Genomic DNA, 24360 nt, shown 5'->3' with positions numbered 1-24360 from the left:
GCCGGGCACCCGTCGACCCACAGGCTCAGAACAGCAACGGCAGCAGCGCGTGCCGCCGCCGCACCACCGCTCCGAAACGCGCGTCCATCCGCAACCAGGAGTCCGTGGCGCTGACCCTGATCAGGTCGTCTGAGTCAGCGCCGCCCACGAAGCCCATCCCCGACAGGGAGAACAGGCACCGCATCGGGACCTTCACCTCGAATCCGGAACCGCTGACGGTGAGCACCGCCTGGTCCAACAGCGAGGCAGGCGGATTCCCCTTGGGACCGGCGTTCTCCCTGGCCACCGCCACCCCACGGTCCGCGAGGTCGGACACCACCCCGGCCGGCAGGTCGTCGACGCGGACCCACCCGTCGGCGGGGGGAAGGGCCGAACGCCACAACAGGTCCTGGGGAGCGCCCGGGTCGACGCCGTCCCCCCTGCTGACGGCGAGCGAGGCCAACAGCTCGGACCCGTGCACGGTGAGGTCGTTGGGGTGGACCGCTCCCCGCACCGACCTCGTCACCAGGGTGTCGAAGGGAGTGGCCATCCACGCGTCCAGCACCTCGGCTCCCGGTTCCCCCGACCGCGTCCGCAACCGGATCGCGCACTGCTGGTCGAGCCGGACGGCCCTGGCCACGAACGCGCCGAGATCGTCACGTTCGCTGCCGTCGGCCAGTCGGAGTTCAGGCACCGCCGACCCCCGACCCCTCGGAGGCCGCCCCGGTGGCCTTCGGCCGGCGGGGCTCGTAGCGCGGTCCCTCCGGGCCCGGTACCCACTTGCTCAGGTACTCCACCTCGACGGGGCTCAGCCGTCGTGGCCGGCCCGCGTCGACGTCGAAGGGCACCAGCACCGTCCGCGCCGACGCCGCCACCGGGTCGGACGCCCCGGGCCCCTGTCGGAGCGCGTAGTCCAGGGTGAAGGACGCCGTGCGCACCTCGCGCACGGCGATCTCCGCCCGCAGCGGCGCCCCGGTGACCACGATGGGCAGGTGGTAGTCGATCGCCAGGTGCGCGATCACCACCCCCCTGGACAGTTCGTCCAGGCCGGAACCGGCGGGGTGGTCGAACAGCAGGCCCACCCTCGCCTCCTCCAGCAACGTGACCATCTTGGCGTTGTTGACGTGCCCGAAGGAGTCCATGTCGGACCAGCGAGGTGCGATGTCGGTGACGTACGCGGCCAAGTCAGCGCGCCCTTTCGTTCACATCCGTACGAATTCCCGGCAGCCTAACCGCGGCGAGGTCCACCCGTCACCGCACCATGCTCCGGATCTGCCTGGCCGCGACCGAGAGGGTGGCCAGGTCGTTGCGCCCCGACCGGTCGATCTCCCGCAGCGTCGACCGGGCCCTGGCAAGCCTGGAGGCGTTCGCCTGCTCCCACTGGGCGATCTTGTCCGCGGCCGCGTCACCGGGCTCGCTGCTGCGCAGCACGTCCAACGCGATCCGCCGCAGCGAGGAGTAGACGTCGTCCCGCAACGCGAGCCTGGCGAGGCTGTGCCACCGGTTCCCGCGCTCGAGCGCGCTGACCGAGTGGAGCAACTCGTCGATCCGCAGGTGCGCCGACACCGCGAAGTAGGTCTCGGCCGCCTCCTGGGGGCTGCGCTCGCGCTCGACCCCGCCGTCGCGCTCGGCGAGTTCCGCCACCTCCACGATGTCGAGCAGCGAGTAGGTGTTCAGCAACGCCGCGACCCTGCTGGCCAGTTCCGGCGGGGTGCCCTGGTCGACGAGTTCCGCGGCCCGCCCGGACACCACCTCCCGCTCGCTGCCCAGCAGCAGCTCCGGGACCTTCGGACCCAACTCGGCGACCGTGGACGCGAAGCGGGTGACCTCCGCTCCCACCGCCAACGGCTGGGGACGGTTCGCCAGCAGCCAGCGCACCGCCCGGTCCAGCAACCGACGCGTCTCCAGCGTCAGCTCGTCGGTGACCGTGGAGGGAACGACGTTGTCCAGCTGGTCGATCGCCCGCCACAGCGACCCCATCCCGAAAACCTCCTTCACCACGGCGAAGGCGCGAACGGCGTCTGTGGCGGTGGCGCTGGTCTCCTCCAGCAACCGGTAGGCGAAGGAAAGCCCAGCCCCGTCGAGGACCTCGTTGACCAGCAGGGTCGTCGCGATCTCCCGACGCAGCGGGTGCCGGAGGATCTCGGCGTCGAACCGCTCCCGCAGCGGCGTGGGGAAGTAGGCGGGAAGCCGGCGCAGGCACATCTCCTGGTCGGGCAGGTCGCTGGCGAGCAGCTCGTCCTTCAGGGCGAGCTTGACGTGCGCCAGAACGGTGGCCAGCTCCGGGCTGGACAACCCTTCCCGCGCCTTCTCCCTGGCCTTGATCTCCTCGGAGTCCGGCAGGGCCTCCAACTCGCGGTCGAGCCCGTGCCGTTGTTCCAGGTGGTGGAGCAACCTGGCGTGCACGGACAGCATCGGCGCCGCGTGCGAGCGCGCCACCCCCAGCACCCGGTTCTGCTCGTAGTTGTCGGCCAGGACCAGGCTGGCGACCTCGTCGGTCATCTCGGCGAGCAGCTCGTTGCGCTGTTCGCGGTCGAACAGGCCCCGGGCGACGAGCCTGTCGAGCAGCACCTTGATGTTGACCTCGTGGTCGGAGCAGTCGACACCGGCGGAGTTGTCCAAGGCATCCGTGTTGATCTTGCCGCCCGTCCGGGCGAACTCGATCCGCCCCCGCTGGGTGAGGCCGAGGTTCCCTCCCTCGCCCACCACGCGGACCCGCAGGTCACGGCCGTCGACGCGCACGATGTCGTTGGCCTTGTCCCCCACGTCGGCGTGGCTCTCGTCCGCCGCCTTCACGTAGGTACCGATACCGCCGTTCCACAGCAGGTCCACCGGTGCCAGCAGGATCGCCCGCACCAGCTCCGGCGGGGACAGCTTCGTCACGCTCTCCGCCAGGCCCAGCGCCCGGCGCATCTGCCGGCTGAGCGGAACGGACTTGACCGTCCTCGACCACACCCCGCCTCCGGCGCTGATCAGGCTGCGGTCGTAGTCGTCCCAGCTCGACCGCCCCAGGTCGAACAGGCGTCGCCGCTCCGCGTAGGAGCTGGCCGCCGCGGGGTTGGGGTCGACGAAGATGTGCCGGTGGTCGAAGGCGGCCACCAACCGGATGTGCGGGGACAACAACATCCCGTTGCCGAAGACGTCCCCGGACATGTCACCGACACCGACCACGGTGAACTCGTCCCGCTGCGTGTCGACGCCGAGCTCACGGAAGTGCCGTTTGACGCTCTCCCACCCGCCCCGGGCCGTGATGCCCATGGCCTTGTGGTCGTACCCGGCCGACCCGCCCGAGGCGAAGGCGTCCCCCAGCCAGAAGCCGTAGGACAACGCCACCTCGTTGGCGATGTCGGAGAACGACGCCGTGCCCTTGTCGGCCGCGACCACCAGGTAGGTGTCGTCCGGGTCGTGCCGCACCACCTGGGGTGCCGGCACGACCTCCCCGTCCCGCAGGTTGTCCGTCAGGTCCAGCATGCCCGAGATGAACGTGCGGTAGCAGGCGATGCCCTCGGCGAGCAGCGCCTCCCGGTCCATCCCCGCGTCCCCGGTGCGCGTCGGCGGCCTCTTCACCACGAAGCCGCCCTTCGCGCCCACCGGCACGATCACGGCGTTCTTCACCGCCTGGGCCTTCACCAACCCCAGGATCTCGGTGCGGAAGTCCTCACGGCGGTCGGACCACCGCAGGCCGCCCCGGGCGACCGAACCGAACCGCAGGTGCACGCCCTCCACCCTCGGCGAGTAGACGAAGATCTCGAAGGCCGGTCGCGGCTGGGGCAGGTCCGGCAGCGACGCCGGGTCGAGCTTGAAGGCGAAGTACGGCAGCGGCTCCCCCGTGGCGTCCCGCACGAAGTAGTTGGTGCGCAGGGTCGCCATGATCAACGCGCGGTAGGACTGGAGGATGCGGTCCACGTCCAGGCTGGCGACCTCGTCGAGGAGGTCCGTGATCTCCTCGGTCTGCTCGTCGACGAGTTTCGCCCGCCCCTCCTCGGACACCTCCGGGTCGAACCGGGCCTCGAACAGGCGCACCAGCGCACCGGTCAGCATCGGGTTGCCCAGCAGGGTGTCCTCGATGTAGTCCTGGCTGTAGGGGGTGCGCACCTGCCGCAGGTACTTCGCGTAGGCGCGCAGCAGCGCGGCGTGCCGCCAGGTGATCCCGCACCGCAGCACGAGGGCGTTGAAACCGTCCACCTCGACGTCGCCGCGCCACGCCGCGACGAACGCCTCCTGGAAGCGGGTCTGCACCTCGGCCAGCTGGTCCCGCTCCCCCTCCGCGAGGGCGCGGGGGTCGAGCCGGAGCCCGAAGTCGTAGACCCAGCACTGGACGCCGTCGTGCCGGTTGACCTCGTAGGGCCGCTCGTCGACGACTTCGACGCCCATCCGCTGGAGCACCGGCAACACCTGGGACAGCGTGACCCGCTCGCCCACCATGTACAGCTTGAAACGGCGCTCCCCCGGCGCCGAGTCCGCGGGGGCGTAGAACGAGATGTCGAGGTCGCCCGGCCCGCCGAGGCGGAACAACCGGTGCAGGTCGTCAAGCCCCTCGGCGGCGGTGAAGTCCTCCTTGTAGGCCTCGGAGAACGCCGACGCGTACTGGCGGCCCCGTTCCAGGGCGGTCTCGGAGGCCGTGGTCTCGTCGTCGGCGAGGCGCTCGGGGTCGTCCCTGCGGCGAACCACCTCCTCCACCATGAGGTCCTCCCACGTGCGGGAAACCTCCAGCAGCCGCTGTTGGAGGGCGGCGGTGTCGACCTGGACCGGCTCACCGGGAGTGGTGCTCACCACGAAGTGCACCCGGGCCAGCTGCGACTCGCCGATGCGGGCGCTGTACTCCAGCTTGTGGCCCCCCAGCTCCCGGAGCAGCACCTCCTGCATCGCCAACCGGCTCGTGGTCGTGTACCGGTCACGCGGCAGGTACACCAGGCAGGAGTAGAAACGGCCGTAGGGGTCGCGGCGCAGGAACAGCCGCAGCATGCGGCGCTCGGCGATCGCGAGCACGCCGGAGATCGTCTCCAACAGCGTGTCCGGTTCGGTGGAGAACAGCTCCGCCCTCGGGTAGTTCTGGATCTCCTCCAACATCCTGGTCCCCGAGTACGACTCCAGGGGGAACCCCGCCCGCCGCACGACCTCCCTGGCCTTGTCCGCGACGACCGGGATGTCGAGGACGTCCGCGTGCAGCGCCGCCGGGGTGAACAACCCGAGGAAGCGGTGTTCGCCGTTGACGTTGCCCTGGTCGTCGAAGGTCTTCACACCGACGAAGTAGGGGTGGGTCGCCCGGTGCACGGCGGAGGGTTCGCTCCCCTGCGTGAGCACCAGCAGGGTGGGGGCCAGGGCGTGCGCCCCGCCGTCGGGGGCGGCTCCCAGCCCCTTGGCGTCCAGGCTGTCCCGCCGCAGCACCCCCAGACCGGACCCGAGGACGACGCGCAACGCGGGTTCGTCCCCGTCGCCCGTGCCGTGCACCAACTCGTAGTGCCGGTAGCCGAGGAAGGTGAAGTGGCCGGTGGCCAACCAGTCCAGGAGTGAGGCGCCCCGTCGGACCTCGTCCGGGTCCAGCGGCGGCGGCGTCCGCCGCAGTTCGGCGGCGAGGGCGTGCGCCCGCTCGGTCATCCGGTCGGTGTCCTCCACCACCTCGCGGACGTCGTTGAGCACCGCGTACAGCCGCTGCTCGACCTCCCCGAGCACCTCGCCGTCCCGGAGCTGGGCGATCTCCAGGTACATCCACGACTCCACCAGCGCGTCGGGTGGCGGGGACGTGGGATCGGCGTCGGCCAGCACCTCGAGCAGGTCACCGGCCAGGTTGCGACGCACCACGACGATGGGGTGCACCACCCGTTGCACCTGGACCTGTTGGCGGTTCAGGCCGGACACCACCGACTCGACGAGGTAGGGCATGTCGTCGGTGACCAGCTGGATGGCGGTGCTGACGGTCTCCGACACCCGGCCGTCCGGGGTCAGCGACCGCAGCGCCGGCCGCCCCGGCACCCGCGAACGGGCGAGGTCGAGGTGGGCGCGCAGGATGGCCGCCAACCCGGCGGGGTCGTAGTCGGCCAGCTCGTCGCCGGGAACGTGTCGGTAGTAGAGGCGCAGCAGGTCCTCGACGTCGGGCACCGCCGACGCGGCCTCGTTGAGCAGGTCCTCGCGATTGACGTCCGACCCGGTCGACCGGTCCACCGGACCGGTCGACATCCTCGCCGCGTCACCCGCGGCCTGAGACTGTGCTCCTGTTGAGCTCATCACCAAACGACTCCACACTGTGCGGTACCCCGTTGTACCGCGACCGTCTCCACCCTAAGCGTGCCCCCGGTGGTGGCGGGCCGACGGGTGGACGCGGACGACAGGCGGCACGGTGGTGACCGCGGTCTGACGATCCGTTGCGGAAACTGCCCACGATGCTAGAGCCTGGTCCCGCCGACGCTCCGCCGGAGACGGGCCAGCGAGACCCAGCACACGTTCGTCCGCTCCACTCGAACCGGACTCGGGGGCTTCCCGCGTGCGCTGGCCGAGGCCGCCCACCGCGGTTGGTGTCCCGGGTGGTCCCGTTCCGGTGCTGGCCCCGACGGGTGGTGCCCCAGCTCAGGTGGTGTGCGAGATGCCCTCACCCTCGGAGGGCGGGCGGTGGCGCGCGGGGCGGTCGGCGGGGAACGCCTCAGTCCGCCGGCGGCGTCCACCGCCGATGTCGCGGCCGGGGACCCTCCGCCTCCGGCGGCCCGGTGGGGGAGCCACCGGACGGCGCCCGCCAACCGTTCGGCTCCCCGTGGTGGCGCGCATCCGTGGTCGCCCGGTGCGTACCGCCGGAACGCGTCGGCTCCGGAGTCCGGTGGGCGGCCCGACCGGACACGAGCGGGCCGCTCGGGTCCGGGTCCTGGTCCGGGTCCGGGTCCGCTTGGTGCCGAGCGGCGACCCACCGGTCGAGCCCCGGATCGACGTCGTCGTCCCCCGAGCCGCGATGCCGCCCCCTCAGCACCTCGGAGGCCCCGCCGGTCATGGTGGGGGCCGCCTCCTCGTCCGCACCGGGCGTCGGGGCGGCTGAGGTGGGCGCGCCACCGGGTCGGCCGTGCCGCCGAGTCGGGCTCCCGATGGTTCCGTACGCCGGGAGCACCGGCGCGGCGTGCTGATCTTCGACGGCGGGGCCTCCCGGCCGCTCGAGGGCCGTCCCCGTGCCGTCCTCGTGGGGCGCTCGCCTCCGCCGCCGCCCTGTCGTCAGCGCCTCCTCCTGGACGGTCTCCGCACCGGGGACGGACGAGTGCCGGGGCGGCGGGGCCGGGGCCGGCGGGCCGGACACCTCCGCTTCGACCGCCCAGGTCAGAGCGGGTTCCGCGACCGGGTGGGCGCCGCCGGCCTCCACGACGGGAGCCGACGCCCCTGGCCCATCCAGCAGGTCCTCCCGGCCGGGATCGGGGGGAGGGGGGACCGCGGAACCGGTCGGGGCGCCCGGGCCGTCGGACACGCCGTGGACCTCGGACCGCGTCGTGCCAGGCCCCGACACCTCGTGGGGCAGGGACGGCGCGACCCGCCATTCGGGGACCGGGGTCTCAGCTGCCCCGGCCAACTCCTGGTGATGGCTCGTCCGCCAGGAGAGGTCCCCACCCGGTGATGGTCCCTCACTGACCGCGGTCCTCCCGGGTGGTTCTCGTACGGCGTTCTCACCCGCCTCGCTCGTCGGGACGAGGGCGCCGTCCTCCCCCCTCCGTCCCGGCGACGCCGAGTGCCGGCCGCCGGGAGACGCGTGCGGCCGGGCATCCTCGGTCAGCGCCTCAGGGTGGTGGCCCGGTCCGGTTCCGGCTGCCGCGCTCCCGGCGGGGGCGTCGTCCGTGCCCTGGCCATCGGTCGGGTTCGCATCGCCCCTGGCGCACCACGCACCGCCCGGGCTCCGGCCGGACCCGCTGGCGCGCCGCCCTCACCGCCGTCCACCCCCGTCGGCCGGTCGACCCGGCACGCGGGGGGTGGGCCCTCGGCGGTTGACGTGGCATCGGTGGGCGCTGGGCTCGACGGGGGCTCCGCGTCCGCCCCCGCCGGCGGGGTCAGGCCCCGGGGCGGGTGGTCGGCCCCGACGGCAGGGGCCGCCGCGGGCCCCTGCCCGCCCGTCACCGAGGGATGGGGGAGGTCCGGGGGTTCCGAGGGATCGGTGGGCACCGCCCGCAGATGTGCTCGCTGCCGGGAACGCTCCTGGTCGATCCGCCGGCGCAGGGACTGGCGGGTGGTCTCGTAGGCGACCATCGCTCCCGCGAGGAGCTCGGCGAGACTGGCCCCGCCCAGATCGTCCCCGCTCGCCACCGGGGAGTGCGTCCCCGGATCGGCCGAGGCCACCGGCATGGGCTCGGCAGCTGGGCTGGAGGAAGCGCCCTCCCCCCGCGCCCCAGTACCGCGACCAGCCGATGTCGTGCCGTCCGGCCGCTCGGCGGGCGGCGGCCCGTCCGCACCACCGCTCGACCGGGTGCCGGCCGCCGGAACGGTCGCCGCTGACTGGCCGGGCCCGGTGAATGCCCCACCTCGGGGCGGCTTCGCCCCGAGGTCCGGCTCGTGCCCGGCGCCCCAGGCCCCCGATGCCCTCGCCACGTCTCCGACCGGGGCACCGCCCCCTCCCCGGTGTTCCGGGCAGGACTGGCGCGGTGCGGCAGGGCCGACGGCTGCACCCTCGGTGGACGGTCCCGTCTCGACGGGCAGCCCGACCGCCCAGGGCCGGGCCGGTGCGGCGTCCACGGCACCCGGCTCACCCGGAGCCGAGGCGGACGGGGTGGGCGGGGTGGAGCCGGCCGGTGGCCGGTCGCGGTCGGCACCGCCGGACTCGTCGTGGTCATCGCGCCCGCCCGCCAGGAACCGGCGGGGAGCCGGGTCGTCGGGGGGAGGTCCGTGGGCCACCTCGGGAGCGGGGCCCTCGCCGGCCGACCACGACTCCACGGGCACCGAGAACGGATCGACCGCAGGATCGAAGGGCAGCTCCCCCGGCTCATCCGAGGGAGGTGACGGCACCACCGGCGGTGGTCCGCCGTCGGGCAGACCCCGAGCACCGTGGTCAGGCGGGCCAGCCAGCTCGAGCTCCCCGTCCCCGGGGCCCCGCCCCGAGGGAGGGGTCGCGTCGTGGTCCCGCCGCTCCGCCGCGCCGATGCCCCGGAACAGGTCGAGGGTGCTGCCCAGCAGGCCACGCCGTGCCTCCTCGACGGCCCCGCCGGTCAGCGCGAGGAAGCCGCCCCCACCCGAGGGGTCAGCCGCCGGGGGCAGCGGTGGCGCGCCTGGCTGGCCAGCGGGCGACCAGCTCGCCGGCTCACCGGCACCCGGCAGCCCGATGCCCGGGTCCCACTGGTCGAAGGGATCGTCGGCGGACGACCACGCGGGGGGACGGCCAGCGGGCTCGGTCTCCACCGCGTCAACCTGATCCATGCCGGCACGCTCGACGTCCCAGGCGGCGGCGCGGCGCCGACCGCCGCTGCCCTCGTCGACCGACCTCCGGCCACCATCGGACCACCGGCCGGCCGTCTCCCCGGGGACCAGGTCGTCGGCCCCGAGCGGCGCGCCAGGACCCCCCTCGGGTTCCGGCCCGTCCACGGCGGAGGGGTCGGTGGTGGAACCAACGGAAGCCCCCCGGGGAGGGCTCCCCCGGCGCGCGACAGGTCAGGCTCGTTGGCGGCCCGGTCAGCCGCCCGGGTGGACGCCGGGTCCTCGGGCAGCGGTTGGCCGGGAGCGGACGACCGCGTTCCGCCAGGACGGCCCGAGGCTAGGGCCGCTGCGCCCCCATCCCAGACCTCCGGGTCCTGGCCCACGCCTCGGCCCACCCGGAACCGGCTGAGGAAGGGCGAGTCCTGCTGACGCTCCCGTCGACGGCGGCCGGCGACGCGAGACGAGGAGGAAGCACCAAGCCGGTCCGCCTCCCCCAGCACGGTGAGCAGGTCGCCGACCCCGTCCTTCCCCTCCGCCGAGTCGGCGAACTCATCGGCCAGCCGGAGGCGCGCGGTCCGCACCTCCCGCTGCGCCCGACGCTCCGCGGCATGGGCGGCCCGCAGGCAGTCCAGGGCCTCGGTGGTCTCGGCGAGCCTCTCGTGCACGAAGGACAGCTCACGCATGGCCTGTGACAACAGCGGGTCCAGGCGGTGGTGCCTGGCGTCCTCGGCCACGGAGACCAACAGCTCCCGAGCGCATTCGGCGTCCCCAGCCGGCAGCCGAACGCGGGTGGCCAGCAGGATTCGCAACCAGCCGTGCGAGGACAGGGCCGGCAACCTCGCCGGCGCGGCCAGCAGCTCCTCGGACACCGCGACGGCCATGCGGGGCTGGCCGGAGTCCAGGAGCGCGTTGACCAGCTCCACGACGAGACGCCCCCGAACCCGCCCGCTGTCGCGGGCCGGCGAGTCGAGCTGCTCGAGCAGCCGGAGACCGTCCCGCGCCGACAGGATCGCGGCGTCCAGATCGCCCGCCCTCCGCTGGCGTCGAGCCCACGCTCCCCGCACCGCCGCGCGTCGCGACCAGGTGGCGTCACGGTCCGCCTCGCCCCCGTCGCAGAGCTCCTCCGCCTCGGTGAGCACCCGCGCCCACTCCGACTCCCCGGTATCCCCTGGTAACAGCGATGCCAGTTCGAGCAAGGCGTCCGCCCGCGCACCCGACGCCACGCCCCCGGCAGCGAGCACCGGACGCAGGAGCGGCACCGAGACCGCCGGCGACCCGAGTCGACGAGCGCTCCTGGCCACCTGCACCCGGAGCTCGGCGAGGAGCTCGGTCTCCTCCGACATCTCGGCCCGGGCGGTCCCGGTAGCACCGGCGAACCACCGTTCGAGCAGCCGCAGGGCCGGCACGGCCCGTTCGGCCGCCGCCGGTTCGCGATCGAGCCGGCTCAGGGCATAACAGGCCACCGACTGGGCCCGGGACCAGGTCAGGTCCCGGGCCGTCCCACCCATCGCCGCCGCCCGGTCGGCGAGGACGAGGGCGACCTCGGGCGCGCTCCAGCGCAACTCCCGTGCCGCACGCACGAGTGAGTCACGTTCGTCGCCTGCTGGCGCGGCGCCCCAGGCCGCCGTCATCCGGTCTCCGATCAGTCGCGCGTCAGCTTGCGATGGGTGACCCGATGCGGGCGGGCCGCCTCGACGCCGAGGCGCTCCACCTTGTTCTGCTCGTACCCCTCGAAGTTGCCCTCGAACCAGAACCACTGCGCTGGGTTCTCATCCGTACCTTCCCAGGCAAGGATGTGGGTAGCCACCCGGTCCAGGAACCACCGATCGTGGGAAATCACGACGGCGCAGCCGGGGAACTGTTCCAGGGCGTTCTCCAACGACGACAGGGTTTCCACGTCCAGGTCGTTGGTGGGCTCGTCGAGCAGGATCAGGTTCCCACCCTGCTTCAGGGTGAGGGCCAGGTTGAGGCGGTTCCGCTCCCCACCGGAAAGCACCCCCGCCGGCTTCTGCTGGTCCGGCCCCTTGAAACCGAACGCGCTCACGTAGGCGCGGGAGGGCATCTCCACGTTGCCGACGTGCATGTAGTCGAGCCCGTCGGACACCACCTCCCACACGGTCTTCTTGGGGTCGATCCCGGCCCGGCCCTGGTCGACGTAGGAGAGTTTGACGGTCTCGCCCACCCTCACCGAACCGGCGTCCGGCTCCTCCAGCCCGACGATCGTCTTGAACAACGTCGTCTTGCCGACCCCGTTCGGGCCGACGACACCGACGATGCCGTTCCTCGGCAGGTCGAAGGACAGGTTGTCGATCAGGACCCTGTCGTCGAAGCCCTTCTGGAGCTTGTCGACCTCGACGACGACCGTGCCCAGACGCGGACCCGGCGGGATCTGGATCTCCTCGAAGTCGAGCTTGCGGGTGCGTTCCGCCTCGGCCGCCATCTCCTCGTAGCGCTGGAGACGGGACTTCGACTTGGCCTGCCTCGCCTTGGCGTTCGACCGGACCCAGGCCAGCTCGTCCTGGAGGCGCTTGTGCAGCTTCGCGTCCCGCTTGCCCTGCACCGCGAGCCGCTCGGACTTCTTCTCCAGGTAGGTGGAGTAGTTGCCCTCGTAGACGAACGCGCGTCCCCGGTCGAGCTCCAGGATCCAACCGGCGACGTTGTCGAGGAAGTACCGGTCGTGCGTGACGGCGAGCACGGCACCGGGGTAGCTGGCGAGGAACTGCTCCAGCCACAGCACGCTCTCGGCGTCCAGGTGGTTGGTCGGCTCGTCGAGCAGCAGGAGGTCCGGCTTGCTCAGCAGGAGCTTGCACAGCGCGACCCGGCGGCGCTCACCGCCGGAGAGCACCTTGACGTCGGCGTCCGGCGGCGGGCACCGCAGGGCGTCCATCGCCTGCTCCAACTGGGAGTCGAGGTCCCAGGCGTCAGCGTGGTCCAGCTCCTCCTGGAGCCTGCCCATCTCCTCCATCAGCTCGTCGGTGTAATCGGTGGCGAGCTGCTCAGCGATCTCGTTGAAGCGGTTCAGCTTGGTCTTGATCTCCCCAACGCCCTCCTCGACGTTGCCGAGAACCGTCTTGTCCTCGTTGAGTGGCGGTTCCTGTTGCAGGATCCCGACCGAATAGCCCGGTGACAGGAACGCGTCACCGTTGTTCGGCTGGTCGAGTCCGGCCATGATCTTGAGCACAGACGACTTTCCGGCCCCGTTCGGGCCGACGACACCGATCTTGGCGCCGGGGTAGAACATGATGGTGACGTCGTCAAGGATCACCTTGTCACCGTGTGCCTTGCGCACCTTTTTCATGGTGTAGATGAACTCGGCCATGGCCGCGATCGTAGAGCGGTGGCCGTGGCACCCGGTATGTCGGTCAACCGGACGGCGACGATCCCCCGCTGCGGCGCCCTCGACCAGGGCCCCGGCGGCGGCCGCCAGGCGGTGCGAGGGCGTTTCCTCGCGGCCTTCCCCACCGGCGGAGGCCCGCCACGAGAAGGCCGCCGAACCGAAACCCGACGGTCCGTGGCCAGCCCCCGGACACCGGCCAGCCCCTTCCGGTCGCGCTGTCCCCGGCACGGCGCCCCTCCCGAGCCGAACCGCCGTCGGCGCCGGTCGACGTCACCGGGCCTCGCCTCGGTCGCTCCGCGTCCCCCCACGGCCACGGGCTGGACGAGGCGGCGTCCTCGTCCAGCCCCGGTTGGGCGAGCGGGCGGCCGGACGGCGGTACCCGCCGGCGAGACGCCTTCGCCGGGCGCGGCCACCCCGAACTCACCCGACCGACCGAGGTGGGCGCGGCAGGGGGACCGTCCTGCCGCGCCCACCCGCTCAGGCGGGCACCAACGGCGCGGCAGCGGGGTGGTCGGGAACCCGGCCGGGAGAGGAACCCGGGGCGGTCCGGGTTCCAGGGGCGCCGTCACCGCCCGCCCCAGGAACAGGGGAGGCCCCCGGCTCCGAGGAGTCGGAACCGCCCCCGGCCGGGATCTCCCGCCGGTCGCGGAGCAGGTCCACGCGACACCGAGCCAGGTCAGGGCCCAGGGTCGTCGCCACCAGCTCCACCGCGTACCGGCGCTGCCCCTCGATGTCGTAGTCACGGGTATGAAGGCGCCCCTGGGCCACCACCGGATCGCCCTTGCGCAGCGCCGCCGTCACGTTCTCGGCCAGCTGGCGCCAACACCGCACCGTGAGGAACAGGCGATCCCCGTCGACCCACTGCCCGGTACCCCGGTCGTACCGGCGCTCGTTGCTGGCCACCCGGAAGCTCGCCGAGGCGTGCCCCTCCCGGGTCTGGCCAGCCCGGACCTCACTGATCACGGTTCCCACCACGGTCGTCATCGTCTCGTTCACTGTCGTCAGCCCTTCCGGTGAGCGGAGGGAGGCCGGGCAGGCACCGACACCGCGCGCCGACGGCGGTCCGCCGCACCGCCGTGGACGCCGGTGGTCCGCCCCGCCCCCTCGTGTTCGTTTTCCGGAAGCCAGGCTGGCCCATCGAGAGGGCTCCCGGCAGCTCACCGCCGGCCGCCTTGTGGATAACCGGGGGCTGTGGACAACTCGGGTGGGAGGCGACACCCCTTCACCCGTGAGGGGGTGCGTCGACCGGAACGACCACCCAGCGGCGCACACCGGCGACGCGCGGTTCCCGCCACCGCGTCCAGGCCGTCGCGCCAGGCACGCCCCGCGAGGCCGAGATGCTCGAACGCCGCCCGACCCCAGCCCACCGCCTCGCCCGCTGGCGGAACACGACGGCCGAGGTCCGCGAGGGCGACTCCGCTACTTCCCGGGGCCGTTGAGGTCGCGGAGCATCCGGTTGTAGGCGGCCAGGTCGGCATCCCCGTCGGACTCGGCCCGCCGGTCGGAACGAGCGGCGTCCCTGGCGTCGCTGCGCGCCCACTGGACGAGCAGGGCCACGATCACCACCAGGACCGGGACCTCCCCGCTGGCCCAGGACAACCCACCGCCGAGTCGCTGGTCCTCCAACAGGTCGGACACCCACGGCAGGGACAACCCCCGGTAGAAGGACTCCCCGATGATGGTGCTGGACCCCATGAGGATGATGCCGAAGAACGCGTGGAAGGGCATCGACGCGAACATCAGACCGAGCCGCCCCATCGGCGCCAACCGGTGCGGCGCGGGGTCCACCCCGATCACCAGCCAGTAGAACAGGTAGCCGGTCACCAGGAAGTGGGCGTTCATGGCCAGGTGCGCCCAGTGCTGGTCCAGGGCCACGTCGAACAACCCCGAGAAGTAGAGGCCGTAGAAGGACCCGACGAACAGGACCAGCGCGACCAGCGGGTGGGCCAGCACCCGGGTCACCGGCGACTGCACGGCCGCCAGCAGCCACTCCCTCGGCCCCGGCGCGCCGTCCTTCCCGGCGGTGGGCAGGGCGCGCAGCGCCAAGGTCACCGCACCGCCCAGGGCCAACAGGATGGGGGCGAGCATCGCCAGCATCATGTGGGCACCCATGTGGGCGCTGAACATCGCCGGCGAGTACTTGCCGAGACCGGAACTGGTGGCGATCAGCACCGTGGCACAGCCACCCAACCAGGCGACCGTCCGCCCGACCGGCCAGGCGTCGCCCCGCCGCCGCAACCGGCGGACACCCGCCAGGTACAACCCGGCCAGGACCAGGGACAACGTCCCGTACACCAGGTCGAAACGCCAGTCCAACACCATCCGCCCGAAGGTGAACGGCCCGTCGAGCTCGAAGCCCAGCACCAGCTCCATCGCGCTGATCTCGGTGTTGGCCACCTCCCTGGGCGGCGGAGTCCGTCCCAGACCGACGGCCAGACCCACCGTGACCAGCATCAACAGGATCTCCACCGCGCCGAGGCGGATCAGCGGCCTTGCGGAGCCGGTGCGCTCGATCTCGGCGACCGACCGCTCCCGTTGCAGGTAGCCGAAGACGAGGAGCAGCAGGATGGCCACGGCCTTGGCCACCACCAGCTGACCGTAGGTGCTGGTCAGCAACTCGTCGGGGCGGAGGCGGGACAGGGCGTTCACCACGCCGGAGACGCCCATGGCGATCCAGCAGACCAGGGCGAGCCGGGAGAACCGTCGAGCCGCCAGACCGAGGTGACGGCCGCCTCGCAGGGCGTGCGTGACCAGGGCGATCAGGCCGCCCACCCACAGCATCGTGCCGAACAGGTGGAACAGGAGGCTGTTGGTGGCGACGTCGTGCGCGCCTCCGCTGGCGGAGTGCCCCGTCATCGCCACCGGGAGGAGAGCGGCCAACGACAGGAAGAACCAGGCGACGGCCCACGACCACGTGAGCACCACCCGGCAGGCGACCGCGACCGCCAGCGCGAGACCAGCGGTCCACGCCCAGGCCCGCGCCTGCTCCAGCTGGCCCAGCAGCTCGCCGAACATCTCCCAGTCCAGGACCCGCGCCAGCGGCCACCCGACCGCGTCCGCGAGGCTGAGGGGCACGGTGACCGCCGCGCCGAGCGCCCACGCGGCGGCGGCCCAGCTCGCGATGCGCACCGCCGCGAACCCGTCGGCGGCGAGCTCCCCGGAGCGCTGCGGAGGGGTGAGGAACGCGGCGAGCAGCAACGACCCGATGGTGACCGCGGCACCGACCTCCGCCACGACACGGGCCACGGGCAGCCCGTACCGGACCACGTCCCCGGGATCGGGCAGGCCGAGCGCCAGGTAGGTGTCGGTCGCGGACAGCATCAGGACGAGGGCCGCGACCAGCGCGGCGAGCACCGTACCCGGCAGGACGACCGCGAGGACGCCGACGGCGGAGCGCCGAGCCGGTTCCTTCCGGTCGGCCTCGACCCGTTCCGTGGTGAGTGTGGGGGACACGGCGCGAGCCTAGGACAGATGTCCCCGGCTCGGTCCGGCCGTCCTTACGGCCACGTGCGGTTTCCCGGCGACGGCACCGGAGTCAGCCGCCCGGGAGTGAATCGCCGTGACCAAGAGCACACGGACACGGCATCAGGTGGCAACCCATCCGGGTTTCGGCTGGTAAAACGATCTCCACCTGGCCAGCCCAGGAGCCGGTCAGCCGGGCGGTGACCACTAGGCTTCCCCCGGCTCACGCGGGGAAGGTGTGCGGTCGTCATCGGTTAGGTACCGGCTCGGCAACGGTCCACCGCTGAAGCTGAACACCGACTTCACACCGGTTAACCTGTCCGCGCGTTTGGCGCACGCCTCCGTAGCTCAGTGGATAGAGCGAGGGACTTCTAATCCCGAGGTCGCAGGTTCGAATCCTGCCGGGGGCACCACCACGTCGTCGTTCACCGCGGCGTTCTCACTCGATCCGCCCCGTTTCCGCCGGTCCCCAGCGGGCGAGGGCGATCGCCCTGGCCGGGCGGAACGGAACTGCGGTCCGGGCGACGACTCACGATGAGGCATTCCGGGAAGGCCCGGTCGGCGAGGCGGCGGTGCTCGGGTAGGACTAGCGGGCGTCGCCCGCCGGGGACCGGGCGGCCATCGGGGTGGGCGCGGACCTCGTCGTACCCGGCCTCGCTCACCCGGTGCGCGGCTCGGAGACCGCGACTCCGAGGCGGTGCGTCCTTACCCGCTGGGTCCCGAGCAGGGCCGGTGGCAACGGCCCCGGCATGGTGGGTCGGTGGGAGTTCCTCGTCGGACGAGGCGGTCCGCGTTCGACGCCGTGCGTCCTCGGTCGCGGACCCGCTCGGCGGGCCGCACCCCTCGGAGCGGGGCGCTCCTGGTCCGTCCAGGCCGCCCTCGAGTCGCGACCCGTCACGACGAGCCGGTGCGCCCGCCGAGGTCGCCGGTGCCCACGAGGAGGGACCGGGGACACCAACCCCGGCCGGGAACGTGGTGACCGGATCCGAGGGCGACGCACGCGGTCACGGCGCGACGATCAGCGCCTGCGGTGCGGCCGCCTTCATGCGGGTGTTCAACCAGGACAGTTGACGGGAGGTCTGCCCGCTGGCGCTCCGCGCGATGGACAGCAGCTCGTGGTCCCGCAACCCCTGGGCCGCCTGGTTGATCACGGTCCAGGTGGTCAGGACAAGAGTGCCCAGGACGTGCAGGTCCTGGAGGTCGCGGAGCAGGCCGACCGGCCCGGAGCGGACCTCGGCGAGCCCGGCGGCGTGGAGGCGGTCGGGTTCCTCGACGTCGCCCCCGTGCTGCTCGCCGTAACGGCGGGCGACGGGCTCGAGCTGGCGCACGTGGTCGTCGCTGAACCCGGCGAGGGTGCGACAGGTGAAGAGCACGTCGGGGTGGCGGGCGTGGCCCTCCCCGACGACGCGGAGGGACTCGGCGAGGGTCCGCTCGGACCGGTGGGCCAGCCCCACGTAGGTGGCGAGGTGCATCATCGGCCTCCGGTCCCGCCGGCCGCGTCCACCGCCGGGTCGTCCGGGTAGCCCGGGGTGTCCGTCAGCCGCGTGGTGGTCGGCGCCCCGCCGGACGTCCCCGGAACGCCACCGCCGACCGGCGCGGACGCCGCCGTGGTGGGCGCCGGCGCGGGGCCGTCACCGCCGCGAACCCGGACGACGCGGCAGGCCGCCGTCTTGAAGTAGGGCTGCTTGGACACCGGATCCCACACGGTCATGGTCAGTTCGTTGGCCTGCCGGTGCTGGTGCTCGGGATCGGCGTCGTCGAGGTCCCAGGAGCCGTAGTGGAAGGGCGCGAACACCGTTCCCGGTCTCACCCGCCCGACCCGGGCCCTGACCTCGATGGCGCCTCTCGGCGATTCCACCCGGACCACGTCGCCCTCGCTGACTCCCAGCCGGGCGGCGTCGACCTCGGACAGCTCGACCCAGGCGTCGGGTGCCGCCGCCCGGAGCGAGGGGGACCGGCCGGTCTTGGTCCGGGTGTGGAACTGGTAGACGGTCCGGCCGGTGGTGTAGAGCATCGGGTACTCCGGCCCTGGTTCCTCGTGCGGCGGGGTGTGGTGCGCTCCCTTGAGGAACGCGCGACCGTCGGGGCGCATCGCCCGGTGTTCCTGCTCGGTGACGACCGCGCCGGTGAGCAGGTCGTGGCCGTAGGTCTCGCACTCGTCGGTGCGGGTGGGGAACACCCCGTCGTGGTAGAGCCGGTCCGTTCCGTCGGGGGCGTGCTCGGTGACCGGCCACGGGATCCCGGTGGGCCCTCGCAGCCTGGCGTAGGTCAGTCCCGTGTAGTCCACGGGTCGACCTCGGCTCGCCTCCCGCCAGGCGTCGAAGACCTCCTCGGGCTCCCGCCACGGGACGAGCGGCGCGCCGTCCCTGTCGCGGAAGTCCATGGCGTCGGCGTACATCAGGAAGATCTCCAGGTCGCTCCTCGCCTCACCGGGGGGTTCGACGGCCTTCTCGGACAGGTGCACGACCCGGTTGGTGTTGGTGAACGTTCCCGTCTTCTCGCCCCAGCCGGCGGCGGGTAGCACCACGTCGGCCAGCCGCGCGGTCTCGGTGAGGAAGAGGTCCTGCACGACCACGAAGCACTGGTCACCGCCCAGGATCCGGCGGATGCGCGCCGACTCGGGCATGGACACGGCCGGATTGGTTCCCACGACCCACAACAGCCCGATGCTGCCCTCCTCGGCGTAGCCGAAGATCTGCATGGCGTGGGTGGGTGGCGCCCAGTGCGGAATGGTCAACGGGTCGACGTTCCACAGCTCCGCCAACTCCCCCACGTGGCGCGGGTTCTCCCAGTTGCGGAATCCGGGCAGGTCGCCGTCCGCGCCGCACTCCCGGTTGTTCTGGGCGGTGGGCTGGCCGTTCATCTGGAGGACACCGGACCCGGGTCGACCGATCAGGCCGCGCAACAGGTGGAGGTTGTGCACGGCCACGGCCGAGGCGGTGGCCTGGTGGGACTGGTAGAAGCCCTGGAGGACGGTCGACAGGACGTCGCGGCTCTCCCCGAAGATCCGGGCCGCCCTGCGCAGGTCGTCGGCGTCGACCCCGCAGGTCCGCGCGACCACCTCCGGGGTGTAGGGCTCGACGATTCCGCGCAGTTCCTCGACGCCCAGGGTGTGGTCTCGGACCCACCGCTCGTCGACCCAGCCGTTGGCGAACAGTTCGCGGGTGAGCCCGTTCATCAACGCGAGGTTCGTGCCGACCCGGGGTGCGAGGTGGACCCCGCCGGTGCGTTCCGCCTCCACTGCCACCGGGGTCCGCCTCGGGTCCACGCAGACCACCACCGGCGGGTCCGGTGATCGGGTGCGGTCCAGCACCCGCATCCACAGCACGGTCTGCGTCTCGGCCATGTTGTGGCCGTAGAGGAAGAGCGCGTCGCAGTGCTCGACGTCGGTGTAGGAACCGGGCTGCCCGTCAGCGCCGAAGGACTCCTTGAAGGCTGCCGCGCTGGTCGCGGTGCACAAGCGGGTGTTCCCGTCCATGTGCGGCGTTCCCAGCCCGGCCTTGCCGATGACCCCGAGGACGTAGTACTCCTCGGCGAACAGCTGGCCGGTGCTGTAGAAACCGTGGGTCAGCGGCCCCTTCTCCGCCAGCAACCGGCGTGAGACCTCCACGACCCGACCCATCGCGGTGTCCCAGTCGGTCTCGACCAGCTGCCCCGCCTCCCGCACCAGGGGGCGGGTCAGCCGGTCGGGGGACGACGCCCACGGGGTGCTGCCGTAGAGGCCCTTCGGTCCGAGCCGGCCGTGGTTGACCACGTCGGTCGCCCGCCCCCGCACCCCCACCATCCGGCCGTCCTTCACCGCGATGTCGCAGCCGCACCCGTTGCTGCACAGCACGCAGGCGCTGGGGACCCACCGGTCCACCTCGTCCTCGGACAGACCGTCGGCCAGGTACTCGTCCACCCTGGCCGGCCAGACCGTCCCCTTGCCGTGCGGGGTGCGCGGCCCCCAGACGTCGGCGATCCGATCCATGTGCCCCACTGTGCTCCCCACCAGGGCGGTCCGCAGGTCGAGACGGGCACGGCGTGCCCGGCTGGACCTGGGTTCGGTACCGAGCCGGATCCGCGTTCGTGGGGGCCGGTTGGTCATGCTGGTCGGGCGGGCGGCTGAGGCGCGAGCCGGTGCCGGCGGCCCCCGCGACATCAGCTCGTCGGCCCACCGCGCTCGGCCACCCGCCTCCGCTCCGCCGCCCGGACCACGGCGACCGCGACCACCATGGCGACGAGGAGCACGGCGGTTCCGAGCCACACCATCCACGGGTGCACGGAGAGGCCGGCGCCGTCGATCCCGGGGGTTCGACCGCCGTCCCGTCCGGTGACCACCACCGCCAGCACCACGAGGATCGACGCGGACACCGCCAGCAGGGCCACCGCCCGCCGCCCGACGGCCAGCCAGCCGGCCAGGCGGCGGAGGCGTTCGGACCTGCGGGCCGGGGCGAGCAGCCTGATCAGCAGCAGGACCGCCACGGGTATCTGGAGCAGCCACAGCGTCGTCCTCGGCCACCCGTCGAACCACACGTTCGTGCCGTACAGCAGGGTGTGCCAGGCGCTGAGGACGTAGACGACGATGACGAAGCGGTGCAGTGCCCGCCACGTCCTCCCGCCCGTGCGGTGCCGGAGGTAGAAGGCGATGCTGAGCGGGATGGCCAGGTAGAACGCCAGCAACCCGAGCAGGATCGCGACCCGTCCGGTGCCGGAGGAGTAGCCGCCGGGCACGAAGGCCTCGACGAACGCGTTCCACGTGCGGCCGACCCAGCCGCCCCCAGGCTCCCTGGTGCGCACGAGTTCCGTGAAGAAGAGGAAGGCGTGCGCGAACATCAGGCCGATGGTGGTGAGGCTGGTCGTGCGGTGCCACCGTTCGATCCGGGCGGGCGGCACCGGGAGCCAGCGGGGTGGCCGGGCGGAGCGCACCAGGCCCAGCATCGTCGTCATCCAGGCCCACAGCAGCGCTGACCAGCCGAAGGCCTGGCAGAGCCAGTACATCCAGTAGGCGTTGGCGTCGGCGAGGTAGGGCATCACCTCGAGCGTGGCCGAGACGCCGGTCCGCACCCGGTGGTGCAGGAACGCGAAGATCGCCCCGGTCAGCAGCAGAGCCGCGACCGCGTCCGGTACGGCGGCCCGCAGGTCCGCCAGCGGCTCGGAAGGCCGCCGCCCAGTGTCGTCGGTCGTTGTCGTCGAGACCATCGCGCCCTCCCGGTCGTCCCCCACGTACACAGTCGGACGCGGAGCCGGGAAAGTTCCAGGGAACTCGCACCTCCGGGCCGAGGACGGCCAGGCCGGCCACCTGCTGGGGCGTGGACGCCGAGCGCACCCACCGCCGCTGGTTCGCGCCGCGGCCGTCACGCACTCCCGGGGAGTGCGCCGGGCGCCTCCCCGGCGGGAACGGCAGTGGCGCCGGGCACTCCTACCGCCGCCGGGCTTGACCTTCTGGTTACCGCAGGGTCCACGCTCCTGGTGTGTTGTCCATCAGCGATTTCAGCCAGGTGTGCCAACTTCCGGCACAGACCCTGCGCTTCTACCACTCCGAGGGCCTGGTCGTGCCGGCGGAGGTCGACCCCAGGACCGGGTACCGCCGCTACACCTTCGACCAGGTGGAAAGGGCGCTGCTCGTGGCGACGTTGCGCCGGGCCGGGCTGGCCGTCCGCCTCGTCCGGCACGCCCTGGCGCACCCTGAGGACACGCCGGAACTGTTGCGGAACCACCGGGAGGCGATCCGCCGCCAGCGTCAGGCCGAGGACGCCGCGCTCGACGACGCTCGCGTGTTCGTCGACGCGTGGCCGCAGGTGCGGGAACAGGCGACACCGGCAACGTTCGCGCTGTCCGCCGCCGTCCCCGCCCGAGCCGCGGAGCGCGGCGAGACCCACGAGGCGTGGTACGACTGGGACGAGCTCAACGAGGCGGTCTGGGAGGTCGTCAACCGACTCGCGTCGCTGGCCGACGGCCTGGGCGCACGGGTATCGGGGGCGCCCTGGCGGTGCTCGGCGATCGAGACCCGGGAGCAGCGGCGGCGCTACCACACCCCGGAAGGTCCGCACTGGCTGGTGAAGGTCCCGGTGGATCTCGAGGAGGTGCCGCCGGAACGGCTGCCCGACGGGGTCACGCACGAACTGTTCGAGACCCGCACGGAGATGTCGATCGAGATGCCCGGTGAGGACTCCGCCGCCAAGTACGCGGCGGCGCTGTCCCGACTCATGGCCCACCCGCTCGACAACGCCTTCCTCGACGTGGCGCGGATGCGTCACATCCTGCGCCCTGGCGGGGTGGAGACGGCGATGGCCGTCATCGCGCTCGACGAGTACGAGGACCCGTTCTGTTCCTGACGGGTCACCGCCTGGGACCACCGGCCGGGACGCGACGACCGCCCCGACGGCGAGCTCGACGAGGCATTGGCTGCCGGTGCCGCTGACGGGCTCGCCCCGGTGGGGCGGGGCGTTCACCACGCCGAGGACGGAGCTCCATGGAGGCGGCGGGGGCGGGGGCCCGGATCCCGACGCGGCGGCTCCTCTCCACGCTCTCGGCGACCGACCGCCAGTCGCGCGGGCCTGAGGGGTGGCGCACCCCCCGGGACCGAACCGTCGTACCCGTGCCGCGGCGGGCGAACACCCGCGCCAGGCGTCGCGCTCGCGCCGACCGGGACGTGACCCCGGGCGCCACCAGGTCGGTCAGGGCCGGACCGGGTCGGACCACCCCTGCTGTCGGGTGCCCGACGGGCCCTCGGCGGAATGGTGCCGCCGGGTGCGCAGGTGGAAGACCACGAGGCCGACGAGCCCGCAGCCGACGCACCAGGCCAGCGAGTTCAGCAGCGGGGCACGCGGTACGAGGTCGGTGAAGCCGGCGGCGACCCCGAGCTGCATCGGGCCGTAGTTGGGCAGGTAGACGATGAGCGCCGCGTCGGCGGCGGGATTCGCGATCGGGTTCTGCAGGGCGAGGTCGATGATGCTGACCATGATGATGGTGAACATGCCTTCCAGGTCGTCCGGGAGGAACACCCCGAGGACGATGCCGATCCCGCCGTAGATGAGCCCGGACACCACGAGGGCCAGGTAGAGCAGCCACGGCTGCCGCACGTCCCAGTAGGCCAACATCACCAGGGTGGCCCAGCCGGCGACGAGGAGCGAGCCGACGGTCAGGGCCACGAGTTTGGCCAGCAGGAGCGCGCGCCGGGGGCAGCCAGCGTCGGTGAGACGCCGGTCGAACATCCTCGCCCGCCGGGTGGCGCTGAACATCAGGAACCCCATCAGCAGGGTGACCGCGTTCAGCGAGCCGCTGATCATGGTGAGTTCCCGACCGCTGACCTGGAGCAGGGTCCCCGTCGACCGGTGCGTGAAGTCGAGGGGTACCGGCGAGAACACCAGGTGGGCGAGGCTGATCCACACGGGGATGAACACGAGCAGCAGGAGCATGGCGAGCCGGTTCCGGCTCAGCTCGTACAGCGTCAGCCAGGCGACCGTCCCGGCGGTTCTCACCGTCGGTCCTCCGTTCCCGGCCCGCGCAGCGCACCAGCGCGGAGGCGGTGCAGCCGGTCCAGACGTTCGATGTCGTGCGCCAGGTGGGAGATCACCAGGATCGCGCGGCCCCTGGCCCGCAGGTCGTCGGCGAGGTCCCAGAACCGGAGGTAGGTCTCCCAGTCGAAGCCCTGGTACGGCTCGTCGAGCAGCACCACGGCGGGGTCGTGCATCAGCGCCAGGACCAGGTTCAGCTTCTGCTGGTTCCCGCCGCTGAGCACACCGGCCGGGACCCGCTCGTAGCGGGTGAGCCCGAGCCGCTCGGCCAGTTCCCGTGCGCGGTGGTCGTTCTGGAGGCGGTAGGCGACCTGGAAGAGCCTGAGGTGTTGGCCGACGGTGAGGGCCTCGTTCACCACCGCCTGCTGGGGGCAGTACCCCAGGGAACCCCGCACTCGCACCGTCCCGCCGTCGGGGCGGAGCTGCCCGGCGAGTATCCGGAGGAGGGTCGTCTTTCCAGCTCCGTTCTCCCCCACCACCCCGACCAGTTCCCCAGGCCGGACACCCAGGTTGACGTCGGTCAGGACCCGCTGTCGTCCGTAGGACCTGCTGACCGAGGAGACCAGCAGCACGGGGTCGTGGTCACCGGCTGCCGGGTGGGCGACGACTCCGCCGCCGGCACGGGGGCCGCCGCCCACGTCGGGCGGGTTCCCGAGAGCTCCGAGGCCACCGGGACCCGATCCGCGTGCCGGGGAATCGCGGGTCCGGCCGCCACTC

14 protein-coding genes and 1 tRNA gene are annotated in these 24360 nt (G+C 72.6%); 2 read left to right on the top strand and 13 right to left on the bottom strand.

Annotation, left to right across the window (positions count from 1 at the left end; translation table 11 throughout):
• Positions 1–25: 25 nt before the first annotated feature.
• From G443_RS22035 to G443_RS22000, 8 genes are all read right to left on the bottom strand, one after another.
• Complete coding sequence (locus G443_RS22035) at positions 26–673, bottom strand: DUF8185 domain-containing protein (protein ID WP_026418547.1); 648 nt, start codon at positions 671–673, stop codon at positions 26–28.
• Positions 666–1163 carry an acyl-CoA thioesterase gene (locus tag G443_RS22030; protein WP_026418548.1) on the bottom strand — a complete coding sequence of 166 codons (498 nt, stop codon included), beginning with the start codon at positions 1161–1163 and terminating at the stop codon, positions 666–668. The genes G443_RS22035 and G443_RS22030 overlap by 8 nt, the downstream gene beginning before the upstream one ends.
• A 67-nt stretch (positions 1164–1230) precedes the next feature.
• Complete coding sequence (locus tag G443_RS22025) at positions 1231–6204, bottom strand: NAD-glutamate dehydrogenase (protein ID WP_026418549.1); 4974 nt, start codon at positions 6202–6204, stop codon at positions 1231–1233.
• Between the two features lie 1512 nt (positions 6205–7716).
• Positions 7717–8283 carry a hypothetical protein gene (locus tag G443_RS22020; protein ID WP_253860267.1) on the bottom strand — a complete coding sequence of 189 codons (567 nt, stop codon included), beginning with the start codon at positions 8281–8283 and terminating at the stop codon, positions 7717–7719.
• An 857-nt stretch (positions 8284–9140) separates the two neighbouring features.
• The gene (locus tag G443_RS22015) at positions 9141–10976 is read right to left on the bottom strand and encodes a hypothetical protein (protein ID WP_253860266.1); all 1836 of its coding nucleotides are present in this window, start codon (positions 10974–10976) and stop codon (positions 9141–9143) included.
• 11 nt (positions 10977–10987) lie between these two features.
• A complete protein-coding gene (gene ettA / locus G443_RS22010) occupies positions 10988–12664 on the bottom strand; it encodes an energy-dependent translational throttle protein EttA (protein ID WP_026418550.1) in 1677 nt (558 codons plus the stop codon).
• Between the two features lie 495 nt (positions 12665–13159).
• Positions 13160–13666 (bottom strand): single-stranded DNA-binding protein, encoded by a 507-nt coding sequence (ssb, locus tag G443_RS22005; RefSeq protein ID WP_155886098.1) that lies wholly within the window; start codon positions 13664–13666, stop codon positions 13160–13162.
• A gap of 435 nt (positions 13667–14101) precedes the next feature.
• A complete protein-coding gene (locus G443_RS22000) occupies positions 14102–16135 on the bottom strand; it encodes a bifunctional copper resistance protein CopD/cytochrome c oxidase assembly protein (RefSeq protein WP_026418551.1) in 2034 nt (677 codons plus the stop codon).
• Positions 16136–16481: 346 nt separating this feature from the next.
• Here G443_RS22000 and G443_RS21995 point away from each other — a divergent pair.
• Positions 16482–16557: transfer RNA gene (locus G443_RS21995), tRNA-Arg, on the top strand.
• A 591-nt stretch (positions 16558–17148) separates the two neighbouring features.
• On the opposite strand, the gene G443_RS21990 is transcribed toward G443_RS21995, so the two are convergent.
• The 3 genes from G443_RS21990 to G443_RS21980 all read right to left on the bottom strand — a co-directional run bounded on the left by G443_RS21990 (position 17149) and on the right by G443_RS21980 (position 21325).
• A complete protein-coding gene (locus tag G443_RS21990) occupies positions 17149–17619 on the bottom strand; it encodes a hypothetical protein (RefSeq protein ID WP_308208872.1) in 471 nt (156 codons plus the stop codon).
• Positions 17616–20114 (bottom strand): molybdopterin oxidoreductase family protein, encoded by a 2499-nt coding sequence (locus tag G443_RS21985; RefSeq protein ID WP_035291902.1) that lies wholly within the window; start codon positions 20112–20114, stop codon positions 17616–17618. The genes G443_RS21990 and G443_RS21985 overlap by 4 nt, the downstream gene beginning before the upstream one ends.
• A 170-nt stretch (positions 20115–20284) precedes the next feature.
• The gene (locus G443_RS21980) at positions 20285–21325 is read right to left on the bottom strand and encodes a ferric reductase-like transmembrane domain-containing protein (RefSeq protein ID WP_051313896.1); all 1041 of its coding nucleotides are present in this window, start codon (positions 21323–21325) and stop codon (positions 20285–20287) included.
• 272 nt (positions 21326–21597) lie between these two features.
• Between G443_RS21980 and G443_RS21975 the strand changes: the two genes are divergently transcribed.
• Positions 21598–22461 carry a MerR family transcriptional regulator gene (locus G443_RS21975; RefSeq protein WP_016697326.1) on the top strand — a complete coding sequence of 288 codons (864 nt, stop codon included), beginning with the start codon at positions 21598–21600 and terminating at the stop codon, positions 22459–22461.
• A gap of 342 nt (positions 22462–22803) precedes the next feature.
• Here G443_RS21975 and G443_RS21970 read toward each other — a convergent pair whose 3' ends face one another.
• Together G443_RS21970 and G443_RS21965 are read right to left on the bottom strand one after the other, a co-directional pair.
• Positions 22804–23607: a hypothetical protein gene (locus tag G443_RS21970; RefSeq protein WP_026418554.1), complete on the bottom strand. Its 804-nt coding sequence runs from the start codon at positions 23605–23607 to the stop codon at positions 22804–22806.
• Positions 23604–24281, bottom strand: a complete 678-nt coding sequence (locus G443_RS21965) for an ABC transporter ATP-binding protein (protein WP_245533480.1) — start codon at positions 24279–24281, stop codon at positions 23604–23606. Before G443_RS21965 ends, G443_RS21970 begins: the two co-directional genes overlap by 4 nt.
• Positions 24282–24360: the final 79 nt, after the last annotated feature.

It is taken from the genome of Actinoalloteichus caeruleus DSM 43889, assembly GCF_000429185.2.
GTDB classification, from domain to species: domain Bacteria; phylum Actinomycetota; class Actinomycetes; order Mycobacteriales; family Pseudonocardiaceae; genus Actinoalloteichus_B; species Actinoalloteichus_B caeruleus.
The sequence above is the reverse complement of the archived record's forward strand: the minus strand, read 5'-3'. Positions and strand labels throughout refer to the sequence as shown.